Origin of the sequence: Treponema sp. UBA6852 (assembly GCA_002449305.1) — a bacterium.
Classification (GTDB): domain Bacteria; phylum Spirochaetota; class Spirochaetia; order Treponematales; family Treponemataceae; genus Treponema_D.
Window position 1 is genome coordinate 53,905 of record DKDI01000009.1, and the last position, 15,522, is coordinate 69,426.

At 40.4% G+C, this 15,522-nt stretch carries 13 protein-coding genes; 2 read left to right on the forward strand and 11 right to left on the reverse strand.

From position 1 onward, the window contains the following. Positions 1 to 11 precede the first annotated feature (11 nt). The 3 genes from B3209_RS02545 to B3209_RS02555 all read right to left on the reverse strand — a co-directional run bounded on the left by B3209_RS02545 (position 12) and on the right by B3209_RS02555 (position 3,407). The gene (locus B3209_RS02545) at positions 12 to 923 is read right to left on the reverse strand and encodes a carbohydrate ABC transporter permease (protein WP_296663640.1); all 912 of its coding nucleotides are present in this window, start codon (positions 921 to 923) and stop codon (positions 12 to 14) included. A gap of 11 nt (positions 924 to 934) precedes the next feature. Beyond that, the gene (locus B3209_RS02550) at positions 935 to 1,912 is read right to left on the reverse strand and encodes a carbohydrate ABC transporter permease (RefSeq protein ID WP_296663643.1); all 978 of its coding nucleotides are present in this window, start codon (positions 1,910 to 1,912) and stop codon (positions 935 to 937) included. A gap of 163 nt (positions 1,913 to 2,075) precedes the next feature. After that, positions 2,076 to 3,407: a carbohydrate ABC transporter substrate-binding protein gene (locus B3209_RS02555; protein ID WP_296663648.1), complete on the reverse strand. Its 1,332-nt coding sequence runs from the start codon at positions 3,405 to 3,407 to the stop codon at positions 2,076 to 2,078. A 202-nt stretch (positions 3,408 to 3,609) separates the two neighbouring features. Here B3209_RS02555 and B3209_RS02560 point away from each other — a divergent pair, with 202 nt between their 5' ends. Beyond that, complete coding sequence (locus B3209_RS02560; protein ID WP_296663651.1) at positions 3,610 to 4,251, forward strand: HAD family hydrolase; 642 nt, start codon at positions 3,610 to 3,612, stop codon at positions 4,249 to 4,251. Between the two features lie 171 nt (positions 4,252 to 4,422). Beyond that, entirely contained in the window at positions 4,423 to 5,034 is a 612-nt protein-coding gene (locus B3209_RS02565) for an HAD family hydrolase (RefSeq protein ID WP_296663656.1), read from the forward strand. Here the strand turns inward: B3209_RS02565 and B3209_RS02570 are convergent. The 8 genes from B3209_RS02570 to B3209_RS02605 all read right to left on the reverse strand — a co-directional run bounded on the left by B3209_RS02570 (position 5,031) and on the right by B3209_RS02605 (position 15,344). Beyond that, the gene (locus B3209_RS02570) at positions 5,031 to 5,861 is read right to left on the reverse strand and encodes a M15 family metallopeptidase (RefSeq protein WP_296689739.1); all 831 of its coding nucleotides are present in this window, start codon (positions 5,859 to 5,861) and stop codon (positions 5,031 to 5,033) included. The two genes, B3209_RS02565 and B3209_RS02570, sit on opposite strands and share 4 nt — an antisense overlap. Next, positions 5,854 to 6,186, reverse strand: a complete 333-nt coding sequence (locus B3209_RS02575; protein ID WP_296091252.1) for an STAS domain-containing protein — start codon at positions 6,184 to 6,186, stop codon at positions 5,854 to 5,856. Before B3209_RS02575 ends, B3209_RS02570 begins: the two co-directional genes overlap by 8 nt. 35 nt (positions 6,187 to 6,221) lie before the next feature. Beyond that, positions 6,222 to 8,477 carry a PP2C family protein-serine/threonine phosphatase gene (locus B3209_RS02580; protein WP_296664389.1) on the reverse strand — a complete coding sequence of 752 codons (2,256 nt, stop codon included), beginning with the start codon at positions 8,475 to 8,477 and terminating at the stop codon, positions 6,222 to 6,224. A 3-nt stretch (positions 8,478 to 8,480) separates the two neighbouring features. After that, on the reverse strand, positions 8,481 to 9,881 hold the full coding sequence (locus B3209_RS02585) for a PP2C family protein-serine/threonine phosphatase (RefSeq protein ID WP_296664386.1): 1,401 nt from the start codon (positions 9,879 to 9,881) through the stop codon (positions 8,481 to 8,483). 134 nt (positions 9,882 to 10,015) lie between these two features. Further along, on the reverse strand, positions 10,016 to 11,161 hold the full coding sequence (dnaJ, locus tag B3209_RS02590; protein WP_296664384.1) for a molecular chaperone DnaJ: 1,146 nt from the start codon (positions 11,159 to 11,161) through the stop codon (positions 10,016 to 10,018). 77 nt (positions 11,162 to 11,238) lie between these two features. Beyond that, a complete protein-coding gene (gene dnaK / locus B3209_RS02595; RefSeq protein ID WP_296689741.1) occupies positions 11,239 to 13,185 on the reverse strand; it encodes a molecular chaperone DnaK in 1,947 nt (648 codons plus the stop codon). Between the two features lie 45 nt (positions 13,186 to 13,230). Next, positions 13,231 to 13,893, reverse strand: coding sequence for a nucleotide exchange factor GrpE (locus B3209_RS02600; RefSeq protein WP_296664379.1), 663 nt, complete (start codon positions 13,891 to 13,893; stop codon positions 13,231 to 13,233). A gap of 86 nt (positions 13,894 to 13,979) precedes the next feature. Further along, positions 13,980 to 15,344: a citrate/2-methylcitrate synthase gene (locus tag B3209_RS02605; RefSeq protein ID WP_296664377.1), complete on the reverse strand. Its 1,365-nt coding sequence runs from the start codon at positions 15,342 to 15,344 to the stop codon at positions 13,980 to 13,982. Positions 15,345 to 15,522: the final 178 nt, after the last annotated feature.

The window sequence follows — 15,522 nt, forward strand, 5'->3', positions numbered from 1 at the left end:
ATTAAAAAGCCCTACTCTTTTACACCACCAGCAGTTACACCGCCAATGATATATCTTGAAAGGAAGAAATAAATCACAATCAAAGGAAGAATAGCAACAGTCATAAGTGTATAGTTAACACCCAAGTCAAACATCATGTAGTCAGCAGAACGGGCGTTTGCAATAACAATCGGAACTGTCCAAAGTTTTTTGTCGCTGATTACGAGTGCTGGAATAAAGTAGTTGTTCCATGAAGTAACGAATGCAAAGATTGCCTGAACCGCAAACGCTGGCTTGAGCATAGGACAAACAATCGCATTGAACGTATAGAACTCGTTGCTTCCGTCTACGCGAGCAGCTTCAACAATTGAATAAGGCAAAGTTGCTTCCATTGACTGGTACATATAGAAGAAAACAACAGGAGCTGCAATCGCAGGAATAACAAGAGGAATATAAGAATTCATAATTCCAAGTTTTGTAATCAACTGCAAAAATCCAAGTGTAGAAACCTGTGTTGGAACCATCATAACAGCCATGATGAACTTAAACGCGCTCTTTTTGCCTTTGAAGTTATACATATAAATTCCGTAGGCAGTCATTGCGCTAAAGTAAGTTGTAAATGCAGCTGTAAAAAGAGCAACAAGGAAGCTGTTTCCAAGTCCGCGGAAAATAGGATAGCTAGTTCCGTAAACCTTGCGTTCAACCTGCTGACCTGCAACAATATCAAACCAGCGTTCACTCTTTATAAACTGCTTAATATGAAGCCAAAGCTGAGTTCCAGGAATAGCAGAGAATCCACTCTGAATCTGCGGATGTGAACGAGTCGCATTGATAACCATGATATAGAATGGAAACAATGAAAGAATCGCCAAAAGAACCAGAACTGCATAGCAGATAAATCTTCTGGTAGAAAGCATTTTTGCCTGACTTTTTAATTTCTCCATAAAATTATCTCCTATCTTTTATTCTGGTACTTGCTCATAGTAATCTTATAAACAAGTCCACTTAAAACACCAGTAACTGCAAACAAAAGAACAGAAATAGCTCCTGCAGGTCCGTAGTTCTTGCTCTGAAGATGATTGTTAAGCTTCATAATAATAGTCATTGTGGTTCTGTCTGGAGTACCGGCAGCATTTGTCAAAATCTGCGGAACATCGAACATCTGGATACCACCAATCAAAGAAGTAATGAAAACATAAACAAAAATTGGAAGAAGCAATGGCATTGTAACCTTGAAGAATACCTGAGAAGGAGAAGCTCCATCTATGCGGGCTGCTTCAAAAAGACTGTTGTCAATTCCCATAACGCCAGCCATAAGCAAAATTGTTGTGTTTCCGTACCACATAAGGAAGTTCATTGTAGCAACCAAAGTCCTAGTCCAAGCCGTAGAAGAAAAGAAACGAATTGGTTCCATAGGTTTTTGTGTGCCGGCTGCAATAGCAGCCGCATTTGTATTGTCAACAATAGAGCGAATCATTCCGTTTACAGGACCGTTAGGCGAGAACAAAGTAAAGAACAGCATTGCGAATGTCGCGGCCATAATCAAGTTAGGCATATAAATAACTGTTTTAAAGAATCCTTGGCCTTTAAGATTGAGCTCTGTATTTGTAAACCAAACAGCAAGAAGCAAAGAGATTATAATCTGCGGAACAAATCCCATGACCCACATTATAAGTGTATTAAGGAAATATTTTCCCAAGCTGTCGCCAGCAGTAAATATCGCCTTGAAATTTTCCAAACCAATAAAAGTAGGTCCAACAGTAAGAAGTCCTACACGGTAATACTCAAACAAGCTGAAAATAAAAGTTGTCAAAAGCGGAATGAGCGAAAATATAATATAAATTACAAAGAATGGCGCAATAAAAACATATCCCCAATTATCATATTGGATGGTATGCTTTCTATTTGCACTTTTTTTAACATTATTTTTCATTAAATCCTCTCAGAAATAATAGCAACACATCATAGAGGGAAGTATTTCTATTGAAAAAAACGGGTAAAAAAAATGCCACCTTAAAAAAGGCGGCATTCTTACTTTCTGCAACCTTGAGACTGAAACCATGCAAACATGGTTTCAGTGATAAGAATTACATCAATTATTTAGACAAGTTTGGATAAAGTTCGATAACAGAAGTATAGAAGTTGTTCCAAGCCTGATCCTGTGAAACTTTTCCGTTGTAGTAGTCAGACATAGCAGCCATAAGTTTTTCTGTCATACCCTGATCGTACATAGACATGCAGCTCTTGTCGATAGAATCAGCAGAATCGATGAATACTGCCATGTGGTTCTGTCCACCCAAGAATGGGTTCTTGTAGTCAGATGCTGCAACTTCGCGCATAGCAGGAGCGTTGTTTGTGAAGTCGCCCATTTCTGTAGCGATGCGAACCATTGTGTCTTTTTCGCAAGTAAGTGTGAGCATGATGTCTTTAATCAAGTCAACATTGTCTGAACCTGCTGCACCACAAATCCAAGTTCCACCCCATGAGAATCCCATAGGTCCTTTGCAGAATGCCCAGTCGCCATAAGAACCGTTTCCAGCAACATTTCCCTTTGCAGGATCATCGAGAGTGTTAGGAGCAAGACAGAAGTCAATGAACCAAGCTGGTCCGAAGTATCCGAATACTTTTCCGTCTTTCTTTGCACCCTGGAAGCTTTCTGCTGACCAAAGGTTAGCTTTGTTGTTATAGCCCTTGTCTGTGTATGTCTTTGTCATGTCAACCCAGCGCTGAATCATCGGATCAACTTTGATTTTGTTTCCTACAACCCACTTTGTCTTTACGTTGTCAGAGAATACACGGAATGCATCATCGAATCCAGAAAGCATGAAGTATCCCTTTGCTTTTGCCTTTGCAGCAACTGAGTCGAATTTGTCCCAGTTAGCAAGAGCTTCCTGTACTTTTGCTGGATCGTCTGTTCCAAGAACAGCTTTTGCGATTGAGCGGCGATAGATAAATCCAGCCGGACAAGCCTGCCAAGAAACACCTTTGAGAACTCCTTTAGAGTCTGTCATGATGTCTTTTGTATACTTGAACTGGTTGGCCAAATCAGCCTTTGTAAGACCGATGTCTTTAACTACATCGAGAGTATATGGAGTGTCAACATACTTCAATGCATAGTCAGCTTCAACAAGGAACATATCAATCTTTTCGTCTGCTGCTGCTGAGTTCTGTGCAAGAAGAGCTTCATCAAGCTTATTCTGATAAGCATTTCCCTGGTTTGGAGTCTGGATGAAGTTTACTTTTACACCAGCTGGAACTTTTGATTTGTAGTATTTTTCAAAACGTGCTGGGAATTCATCGTTCCAAACAGCGATGTTCAATACTTTTCCGCCAGTTGTTTTACCTTTAGCCTTCTTAAACCACGGAAATGATGTTGCTGCTGACGCAACCAATGCTACTCCCAAAACTGTAGCTACTAACTTTTTCATGCAATTGCCTCCTTCATTAGTAATGCATAAACCTTTTTTCTTTCTAAGGTGATTTTTATTATAAATCAGAATTTTTGTTTTGCAACAAAAAAAAAGCAAAAAAAATCAATTTTTATAGAAACGTTTCAATAATAATTTGCGTTATTGTTAAAAAATTTGCCGCATACTTTTTATGCAGCATGAAATTCGCTATAATATAAATATGAAAAACAGCGGTTTTAACGGAATCATTTTGGACATAGACGGCACAATCTGGAACACAACAGGAATTGTCGCAGTCGCCTGGAACAAGGCAATTGAAATGTCCGGGCTAAAAGCAAAAAAAGTAAACGCTCAGATTCTTCAGCAGGAATTCGGAAAAACGATGGACACAATCGCAAACGACTTATGGCCGGAACTTGGCAAAGCGGAACAAAGCAAACTCATGTCATACTGCTGCACAGAAGAACAGATTGCAATCCGGGAAAACACATTCGACATAACATATCCCGGCGTAATTGAAACAATAAAGGAACTTTCATCTTCAGAAAACTTTTACATTGTAAGCAACTGCCAAAACGGATACATTGAGCTGACAATGGAAAAAACTGGACTTTTGCCTTTTATAAAAGACTACGAATGCTTCGGGCGCACAGGAAAATCAAAGGCAGAAAACATTCAAATTCTAATGGCAAGAAACGGAATGACTTCCGCAGTTTACATCGGCGACACACAAGGAGATGCAGACGCTTGCGCTCAGGCTGGAATTCCCTTTATCTGGGCTTCCTACGGATTCGGAAAAGCTTCAAAATACATAGAAAAACTTGAAAACTTTTGCGACTTAAAAAAAATATTTTCAGAATGAAAGAGGTAATATCAATTAAAAAATATCTACTAAACTGTCATTCCCGTGCTTGACATGGAAATCTTATGAAAATTTATGACAGATTATCAATCGAGTTTCTTTCAGAAACATCGTAGGGTCAAGCCCGATAATGACATTTGACCTAAAATATATTTTTCATTTGGAGGAAAAATGCTTTACATTTTTGACATGGGTGGCGTTGTAACAAACTCCGCAGTTTTAGACGACAAATTGTGCAAGGTTCTTGGAATTTCAGTTGAAGAATTTGAAAAAATCTGCGGAAAAAAAACAGACGGCGCAAACAAAGGCCAGCTTGAAAGCCTAGGATTGTTCAGTCTTTGCTCCGACGGAATAATCGATACAAACGAGTTTTGGGCGGAATTTTCAAAGAGAAGCGGAATTGCCGTAAAAACAGACTGGTTCAGGTGGCTTTTTCATCCTGTAAGAAACGAAAAAACTGTGGCAATTGTAAAGGCATTGCGTTCAGAAGGAAACAGAGTTGTGTGCGGAACAAATACAGTTTCTGCGCATTACTTTAACCACCTTGAGCGCGGAGACTATGCGATTTTTGACCAGACATACAGTTCATGCTATATGGGAGTTTCAAAGCCGGACACAAATTTCTGGAAAATAATTCTTGAAGCAGAAAATGTTACTGCAAAAGATGCCGTGTTCATTGACGACAGAAAGGACAACTGCGAAGCCGCCGCTTCAATTGGAATACACGCAATCCAATTTACAACAGCGGAAGAAATCGCAGAACTTTTGGGCGTAAAAATTTAACTCATGCTTTTCCAGCAGTCTATAAATTCAAGCATGAACTGCTGGATTCCGCCGAACCACTTCTGCTGAAAACGGCAGGCGTTTTTTCCTATGTAGCGGAAGTGCCAGCATTCCCAGCGGTAGCCGGTAACATCTTCATATCCTTTTGGAAACGAAAGAGACCAGCCGTAATTTGCGGCGTTTTTATAGACCCATTGCCCCATTTGAGTCTTGTCAAAGTCGTCAGAAATCGAGCCGAAATCAACTGCTGTTCCAAGCTGATGCTGGCTTGTTCCCGCTCTCGCGCTTTCTCGTTCAGCCTGTTCAAGTCCGTCCACGCTTACCCAGTAGTTAAAAAGATTTTCCTGATAAGAATAAGAGCGGTAGGCGGAGCTTACCAAAAGCCTGATTCCGTCATTTAACGCGGCCTGCGCCATTTCATTCAAAGCGGAATAAGCTTCCGGTCGGATTTTCATTCCGGCTTTGTTCAGGTCAAAGAGGCTGTTTTTTTCCAAAGAAACCAAGTCTTTCGGCACGTAGGAGGAAGACGCGGCGTGCTTTTTGTCAATTAAAAAGAAAAGGCTTTTGTCGTCCGCACGGAACGTTTTTTCTTCTTCAAGCATCGTATGAAGGTCTTTTAAAAATTCCGCCTTGTTTTCTTCTGCAACACAAATGGCTTCTTTTGCTCTGCCTGACATTTTCTGATAAACCCTGCCGAACTTTTCTTCTTCCGCAGATGAAATTTTTGCAGCCGGCTTAAAAGGCTGGGCATAAGATTTTTTCGCACAGCCTGCAAGACAAAAAATCCCGACAATTGCAAAAATCTCCAAAAGTGTTTTTTTAGTCATCAGAAACCTCAGTAACTGAATGAATTATATGGAACATATCAAAAAATCCAGTTCTCTCCAAAGCGCGTTTTATCGGCTCGGAAGGATTCATTATAAAAAGCTTTGTTCCAGAAGTTTCTGCGTCATTATGCCCTGCAAGAATAACTCCAATACCAGAAGAGTCAACTTGTGTTATCTGGCTTGAATCAAGGACAACGTTCGTGTCAGCTATATATTCAAAAAGCTTTTCCTGAAGTTCTGTAATCGTGTAAGAATTCAAAGAGCCTGTAAGCTCAAGCAGCATATAGTTAACACCAATTTTTTCTTTAAGCGCAAGCTGATCCATTTTTTGCCTCTTTAAAAAATCTTTTTATAAAAATCTTAAGCCTGAGCAGCCTGATTTCCCAAATACTTCATAACAAGCATCGTAATGTCGTTTTCAAGTTCCTTTGAAGTAAATTCAACAAGAGCGTCGTAAGTGAACTTCGCCATTTTTTCAGCAGGATAGCCGGAATTTTCCATAAGAGCATTTTGTGTTCTTGTTTTTCCGAAGATGTCGCCGCGCAAAGACTTTGTGTCAATAATTCCGTCTGTTACAATCATAACAATATCGCCTTCAGACAATTTGACTTTTTTTACTTTTATGTACGGAGCAACATCTTTTACAAATCCCAAAATATGACCTTCGCCCTGAACTTCAATAACATTATTGTAGGCGCGGGTGTACACAAGCAACGCAGGAATTCCGCAGTTGATATAATACATTGTGTCTGTGCTGAAATCAAGAATTCCAAATGTTCCAGCAAAGAAAGTTCCCTTTGGAAGATTTTCACGTATAAATGTATTCACTTTTGCAACAAGCAGCTTGAAGTCTGTGGTTTCTGAAAGGAAGGTTCTGATAATTGACTTCAAGATAACCATTCCCATTGAAGCCGCAATTCCTTTTCCGCTTAAAGCTCCAATTACAAAAATGTGCCGCGTATCAGTAAGGCGAATCATGTCAACAAATTCACCACCAATGTTGTGCGCCGGAACCATAAGATAGCCAGCGTCAATTTTCTTGCTTTTTATTAAATCCATGTTTTCCTGAATGGAAGTAATAATCTGTCCGGACATTCTAATTTCGCGGTTTACAGTTCCAACAACGGCTTCGTTCATGATATTCTTTACGTAATATCCTACAACAAAGAAGTTTGAATAGAATTTGTTAAAGACTTCATAGTCGTATTCAGAATAAATGTTTCCGCTGATTTTTTTGCCAAGAAGAATCAAACCTATAAACTGGCGGCCTTCGTTAAGCATAATCATTGCGTCTGAATTTGTGCTGTCCATTACTCCAAGAATTTTGCTTCTTACAGAGGCAAAAGAATTGTTTTTTTGAGCAAACTCGCGGAAAACAATCTGATGATGGTTGTTCATCAAAACATCCGAAACAGACTGGTCAATCGGAGTTGAAAAACTCTTGTCGCCGTCAGAAGAATAAATGCAGCTCATGTTGCCAACGCCGTCATCAATAAGAATTTTCATTGAAGAAGAGCCAACGTATTTCTTGAAAACATTGAAAACGCTTCCTGTAATTTCGTTCGCTTCAAGGCTAAAATCTATTGAAGTTATGTCGCGCTCAAAATCTTCTGAATACATTTTGTTTCTAAAAAGCTCGGAATTCTTGAACTTTCTGCGGAAAAGCATAAACACAAAGAAAACAAACGCAATCGCAACATAAATCAAGAGCTCAAAAATAAGAATGTTCACATTTGAAACCGGCAGAAGAAGCATAAAGAACACTGCGGAAGCAAGCATCGGCGCAATAAATCCAATCAAAAGACGAACAAAGCCCATCAAAAGAATTCTTGCGTCAACAATTTCGTCATTGGAATTTGAACGAGCAAAGAAATACATTCCCGGAATAAATCCAATAGGAACAAAATTGTTAAGAACCGGCTGAATTTCAGAGCAAAGATTCATATACCAGAAAACTACCCAAGAGAGCATAATTCCAAACACATTCTGAAGCATATTCTGCTGCTTAAGCTTTGAATTTGTATTTTCAGCGCGGACAATAACCATGACACAAACAAATGCCGGAATCACGACTCTGTACAGAAAGTTATACAAGGTAAGCCAAGAAACATTGAATGCGCCGCTCAGTTTTCCTTTAAATACAATTCCAGAAGAAATGCGCAGGAAGTTTCCTGTTGCAAGTGAAACCGAAGTAAATGCGTTCGGAGCAAAGAAAACCATGTAAACTGCAAGAATAAAAAGCAAAACCTGAAAAAATGTAACAGCCTTGCACTTTTTATAATCAGGAAAAATAAGCATATAGCTGCAAGCGCAAACAGAAAACCAGCCCATAAGCAGGTAAGTGAACCTACCTGAAAGCAAAGCCGCTAGAAATGAGTTGCGCTGTTCAACATGAAGCGACTGCGTTCCATCTGGATTTAAAAGCAAAGTATGTTGCACTGAGTTATGCAGACAAAGCATAATTGTAACTGCCATAAAGAAAAATATAACGCCCAAGAACAAAAACAAGTTTACAAGATTTGCGTTGGAAGAATTTCCCTTTACATTTTTATCAATGCTAAATGAAATATAAACAAGAACAGCGCAGATAACAATATTTATAATAGCAAAAATCATTTTTTACCTCTCTACCTTGGCGACCATCATTGTAACGTCGTCCCTGAGTTTTTTTCCACCGTTGTATTCCATAATGAGATTTACAACATCATCAATAAATTCTTTTGGCGACTTGGCCGCGCTCTTTTTAATTGTCTTCTGATAAAGCTCTGTGTCTCCAAGTTCCACACCTTCATCGTTCATAACTTCAGAAACACCATCGGAAGCCATAAGGATAACATCATCACGGAACAAACGCTGCTCATCAACCTGAACATCGTCAATGTCAATAATTCCAACAAGAGAACAGTTAGAAGTCAGAGGCTTGATTCTATAGCCGGACGGAGAATTTGTGATAATCAGCGGATCAGACATGGAAGCGTTCACATAGCGTATTGTCATTTTTTCAGTATCAACAATTCCAATAAAAAGAACCGTGTATTTATCTTGAAGTTTCATGCCTTTAATCGCTTTGTCTACAGCCTTAATCATGGCAGGAAGGTTTTCCTTGTCGCCAAGAATTTTTACAGTGTTCATAACAAGTCCCATGACCAGCGCGGCCGCAAGACCTTTTCCAGAAACGTCTCCAAGCATAAGAAGAGTTTTTGTCGGAGAAATCGGCAAAACTGAATAATAGTCTCCAGAAACATTTACAAGAGGACGGTAATAAGCCGCAACAGAAAGCTTGTCAATCTTAGGCATATTCAGCGGCAAGAACGACTTTTGTGTGTCCGCAAGCTGCTTCCATTCTCTTGAAAGCGAAGAAATTTCAGACAAGTTGCTGATTGTAAGAGCTCTAGCCTGAAAACGCACAAATTCATCGTAAAGCAACTTGTAAATTTCAGAATCAAAAAGTTTTGTATAGCGGCAGAAAACATAAAGATGCTTTTTATTATTTGAAAGAATAAAACCGCGGGCCTGGCTCTGCTTTGTTACAATACCAAATTCATTTCCCATAAAGAAATAGCCTTCGCCCCAAGTAACAGGATAATTAAGACGGAGCGAATCCATTACAGATTCAGAGCAGGAAATTCTGTCCGGACTGTTGTAAAGAACATAGTCTTTTTCACGGTCAATAAAAAGAACGGAGCAGTCGCCTTTAACTTCAAGAATAGAAGAAATCGCCTCGTAAAAATCATCCAGCGAATAGCAGAAACGGATTTTATCAATAAATTCACTTAAAATGCCAGTTTCCTTTGTAAAAAGCGCCTTGTTCCTGATTATGTCAAGAATTCCATTTTTTGCATGCGTAACAACAACATAGATGATTGAAAAAACAACAGAAGCTGTTATAAAGGCAAAGAATATAACATTTTCACGCGCATTTTTTACAGCAGGAGAAACGGCTGAAACTAAGAAAGCTAAAATTACAAGAAAAATGGCTCCCGTTGCAATTAAAACGGCATGTCTTTTAGTCTTATACATTTCTGCACCTCGCTCTTGGGTTTATACAACAGTATATCATACTATCGGCAGAAATTTAAGAAAAAATTATACGAAACTTAGAAATGAGCTAGAACAGTTTTCCCCGATCAAGCCGGGGAATATTAATGTTTTTATCAGCCTAGGGATTCTCTTGTCAAAAGATCCGGCGAAGACGTTGGTTTTTCCAATGCGGCAAAAGCTTCCATTGCGGCAATCTGCTGACGAGAAAGCTTTGAAGGAATCTGAACCATAATCTTTACATAAAGGTCGCCTTTCCTTGAAGAGCCTTCAACTGGAACGCCTTCATCACGCACGCGGAGGAATTTTCCGTGCTGAGTTCCTGCAGGAACTTTTATAGACAAAGTTTTTCCATCAAGATTCTTGATTTCTATAGTAGCACCCAAAACTGCCTGTGATATGCTTATTGGAACTGCGCAATACAAATCATGTCCATCGCGCTCAAAATATCTGTCAGATCTTACATTTACAGCTATTATAAGGTCTCCAGCATCACCGCCGTTTGTTCCAGCATTTCCCATTCCATGAATAGAAAGCCGTCTTCCGTTTTCTACGCCAGCAGGAATTTTTACACTCAGTGTTGTTGATTTTGAAAAAACTCCAGTTCCGTGGCAAGAAGCGCAAGGCTTATCAATTACAGTACCTTTTCCGTGGCAAGTAGGACAAGTTTGCTGAACAACAAAGAATCCAGAACTTCTTCCAACCTGACCTCTTCCGCCGCAACTAGGACAAGTCTTTACAGAAGAACCTGCTGCCCCTCCTGTTCCATGACAATCAGGACACTGCTCATCCCGTCTAAAAGTTATATCTTTCTTGCAACCGTAAACTGCTTCTTTAAAATCAATATGCAAGTCATAGCGCAAGCTCGCGCCGTCATTGTTGCTTCTGCTTCTTCCGCCTGAACCACCGCCAAAGCTAAATCCGCCGCCAAAAAGATTTTCAAAAATATCACTGAAACCACTTGAGCCGCCAAACAAGTCGCTAAAGTCATGGAAAGCATGACTATATCCTCCACTAGTAGCGCCACCCATTCCTTCAAGTCCAGCAAAACCATACTGATCATAAATCGGACGTTTCTGGTCGTCACTTAGAACTTCATAAGCTTCTGTTGCTTCCTTAAATTTTTCTTCTGCGTTTTTATCACCTGGATTGCGGTCTGGATGATACTGAATGGCAAGTTTTCTATAAGCTTTTTTTATTGCATCCTTATCCGCGCTTTTATCAATGCCTAAAACTTCGTAATAATCACGTTTTGCAGACATACTGTTTTCCTATAAAATCGAGGTTGCCCCGAAATTTCTTTCAAGACAACCCCGTTTTTCTTACTTTAGATTAGATTTTAGTTTTTTACTTCGTACTCAACATCATCAGCGTTGTTTGCGCCCTTGAATTCAGAAGAGTTTTCGTCTTTTCCTTCATCAGGATTCGGCTGTGCGCCTGCACCTGCATTAGCTCCTGCTGCGCCAGCTGCGCTCTGCTGCTTGTAGACTTCCTCAGCAATCTTGTAAGAAGCCTGCTTCAAAGCCTCAGTCTTTGCCTTGATGTCGTCAGTGTTTCCGCCTTCAATTGCTTTCTTCAAGTCTGCAACAGCGTCCTCGACTTTCTGCTTTTCAGCGCCGTTTATCTTGTCGCCAAGCTCTTTAAGGCTCTTTTCTGTCTGATAAACAAGGCTGTCAGCTTCATTCTTAGCATCGATTGCCTCGCGCTGCTTTTTGTCTTCATCAGCGTGAGCTTCCGCATCTTTTACCATGCGGTCGATTTCGTCCTTGCTCAATCCTGAAGAAGAAGTAATCTGAATGTGCTGCTCTTTGCCTGTTCCCATATCTTTTGCAGAAACATGAACAATGCCGTTCGCATCAATATCAAATGTGACTTCAATCTGAGGAACTCCGCGTGGAGCTGCAGGAATTCCATCCAAGTTAAAGTTGCCCAAAGTCTTGTTCTCGGAAGCCATTTCACGCTCGCCCTGCAATACGTGAATTGTAACCGCTGTCTGACCGTCTGTCGCTGTAGAGAAAATCTGGCTCTTCTTTGTAGGAATTGTCGTGTTTCTCGGAATCAGCTTTGTCATAACGCCGCCCATTGTCTCGATTCCAAGAGAAAGCGGAGTTACATCAAGAAGAAGAACGTCCTTTACATCGCCTGCGAGAACACCGCCCTGAATTGCAGCTCCCATTGAAACTGCTTCGTCCGGGTTGATTCCTTTCAACGGCTCTTTTCCGAAGAAGTTCTTTACAACTTCCTGGAATTTTGGCATACGAGAAGAACCTCCGATAAGGAGAACTTCGTTAATCTGGTCTTTTGTGTATCCAGAGTCTTTCAATGCGTTCTGGCAAGGAATAAGAACTCTGTCCCACAAGCTCTGTGTCATCTCTTCAAACTGAGCGCGTGTTAAAGTCTTCTGCAAGTGCTTAGGACCTGTCGCGTCAGCTGTGATGAACGGCAAGTTGATGTCTGTTGAAGACTGGTTTGAAAGAGCGATTTTTGCCTTTTCAGATTCGTCCTTGATACGCTGCATAGCCATCGGGTCTTTTGAAAGGTCGATTCCAGTGTCAGCCTTGAAAGAATTTACAAGCCAGTCTGCAATAGCATTATCCCAGTCTGCGCCACCAAGATGAGTATCGCCGTTTGTGGCTTTTACCTCAAATACGCCGTCAGCCATATCAAGAATTGTAACATCGAGAGTTCCGCCGCCTTCATCGATTACAGCGAGAACTTTCTCCGCGCTCTTGTCCTCTTTGAATCCGAACGCAAGAGCAGCAGCGGTAGGCTCGTTGATGATACGCTTTACATTCAAGCCAGCAATTGTTCCAGCGTCCTTTGTCGCCTGTCTCTGAGCGTCGTTAAAGTAAGCAGGAACTGTGATTACAGCATCTGTAACTTTTTCGCCAAGATAATCCTCAGCAGTTTTCTTCATCTTCTGCAAGATAAAAGCTGAAATTTCCTGAGGAGTGTACTCTTTCTGCTGGCCGTTGTCTGTAACAACAACAGCGACATTCTCGCCTTTCTGAACGATTCCGTAAGGAACACGCTTAATTTCTTCCTGAAGGTCAGAGTAGCGTTTTCCAATAAGACGTTTTACTTCGTAAACTGTGTTTTTAGGGTTTGTAATCGCCTGGTTTTTCGCAGCCTGACCAACGATTCTCTCGCCTTTTGCTGTGAATCCTACGATTGAAGGAGTGATTCTTCCGCCTTCTGAATTCTGAATGACAGTTGCCTGTCCATTTTCCATAACGGCAACTTCCGATGTGGTAGTTCCCAAGTCAATTCCGATAATCTTACCCATAATATTTACCTCTTTTTATATTCAATTTATTTTTTTCTGAAGAAACTATTTCTGCTCTTCAGTTTCTTTCTTTTCTTCTGACGGCTGCTGACTTACAGTTCCGTCCGGCATACTCACCATTACTTTTGCATGGCGAATAACTCTGTCCTTAAGCTTGTATCCTTTAAGATAAACTATTTTCAGCACAGGAGAAGCTACAGGGTCTTGAGAAGAGCCAATGGCTTCATGAATATCCGGATCAAAAGCATCGCCTGCAACGCCGTAAGCAACAAGATTATACTTGTTCTCAAGCATACTGATGAGGCTTTTGTTTATCATTTTTACGCCATCTGCAATAGACTTTGGATCTGTGGCAGTAGCAGCGGCTTCAACAGTGCGGTCAAAGTTATCAAGGCTTTCAAGAAGATCCTTTAGCAAATTTGTGTTCGCAAAATCAAAGGCTTCCTGTTTTTCCTGAATCGCTCTTTTTCTGTAGTTGTCAAAATCAGCGGCACGGCGCAAAACCTGATCTTTTAAGTCAGCGTTGGCTTTCTTTAGCTCGTCAATCTGCTTTTCAAGCTCTGCAATTTTTTCTTCTGCGGAAAAAGTTTTTTCTTCTTTAACTTCCGCATTTTCCTTTTTTTCATTTTCCTGAGCTACGGCATTCTGAACATTTTCATGCTCTTCGTGCTTGTGTTCCTCATGGTGATGATGTTTTTCTTTGCTCATTTTATTTTCCTATCTGATGAAAAAGATAATAAAATTTATGTTGAGTTGTCAACAAATTTTTGAATTTTGTCATCAGCAATGTATTTTTATTTGCGTTTTTCCATTGGAACGTAATCACGCTCTTCCGCAACATTTTTATACGCCGGACGGTAAATGCGTTTTCCTGCGACAATCTCTTCAATTCTGTGCGCGCTCCAGCCTGCAATTCTCGCAATGGCAAACAACGGAGTGTAAAGCTCACGTGGAATTCCAAGCATCGAATAAACAAAGCCTGAATAAAAGTCAACATTTGTGCAGATTCGTTTTTTCTGTCCATGCAGCTCGTAAAGAACTTCCGGAGCAAGGCGTTCTATTGAAGTGTAAAGATTAAATTCTTCCTCGCAGCCTTTTTCCTTTGCAAGTTCCGCAGCCTTGTTTCTTAAAAGAATTGCGCGTGGATCGCTGATTGTATAAACGGCGTGTCCTTGCCCGTAGATAAGTCCCGTGCGGTCAAAGGCTTCTTTTTTTCCGATTTTATAAAGATAGTCTTCTATTTCCTTTTCGTTGCTCCAGTCTTTTACATTTTCCTTGATATTGTCCATCATTTCTATAACACGGATATTTGCTCCACCATGGCGGCGACCTTTTAAAGAACCAACTGCGGCGGCAACAGCGGAATAAGTATCTGTGTCCGCAGAAGAAACCACGTGGATTGTAAGAGAAGAGTTGTTTCCTCCACCGTGCTCGGCATGAAGAATAAGCGCAAGGTCAAGAATTTCAGCTTCAAGACGAGTATAGCTCTTGTCGTTTCTTGTAAGGCGCAAGAAATTTTCAGAAGTGCTAAGTTCCGGAAGCGGATTATGAATGTACATGCTTTTTCCGTCATAATAGCGGCGTTTCGCCTGATAGCCATAAGCAGCCAATGTAGAAAAACGTGAAATAAGCTCAATGCACTGGCGAAGAATATTTGCAACGTCGCGGTTTTCTGGGTCTGGATCATAAGAATACGAAGCAAGAACTCCACGCGCAATTTTATTCATAATATCGCTTGAAGGAGCTTTCATTATCATGTCTTCTGTAAAATATTCAGGAAGAGACCGTAGGCTTCCCAAGAAACTTGAAAACTCATCCAGCTGCAACTGAGTTGGAAGCTGTCCGAACAAAAGAAGGTAAACACACTGCTCAAATCCAAACTGATGATGAAGTTCCGCATCTTTTGCAATGTCTTCAACATTATATCCGCGGTAAATCAGTTTTCCAGGAATTGCGACTTTATTTCCGTCATCATCGATGTAATAGCCTACAACATCTCCAATTTTTGTAAGTCCGACCAAAACACCGCGTCCGTCCGCATATCTTAGTCCGCGCTTGACATTGTATTTTTCATAAAGGGCTGGATCTATGGGATCGTTATCCACAGTAAGTTTTGAAAGTTTGTCGATAAAATTTGAAGTCTGACTGTTTTCGTTCATAGACGAGCCTCCATTTTTGTATAAATATGCACTTTTTTTATAAAAAACTATATCAGTATACGAAAAATTAAGTATTTATTCAACAAGAGAGAATAACTGACATTCCAGTTCTAACAAGCTTGTCATTGCTGTGCTACGACACGGGAATCTGTTTAGATTATCAACCGAGTTTCTTTCA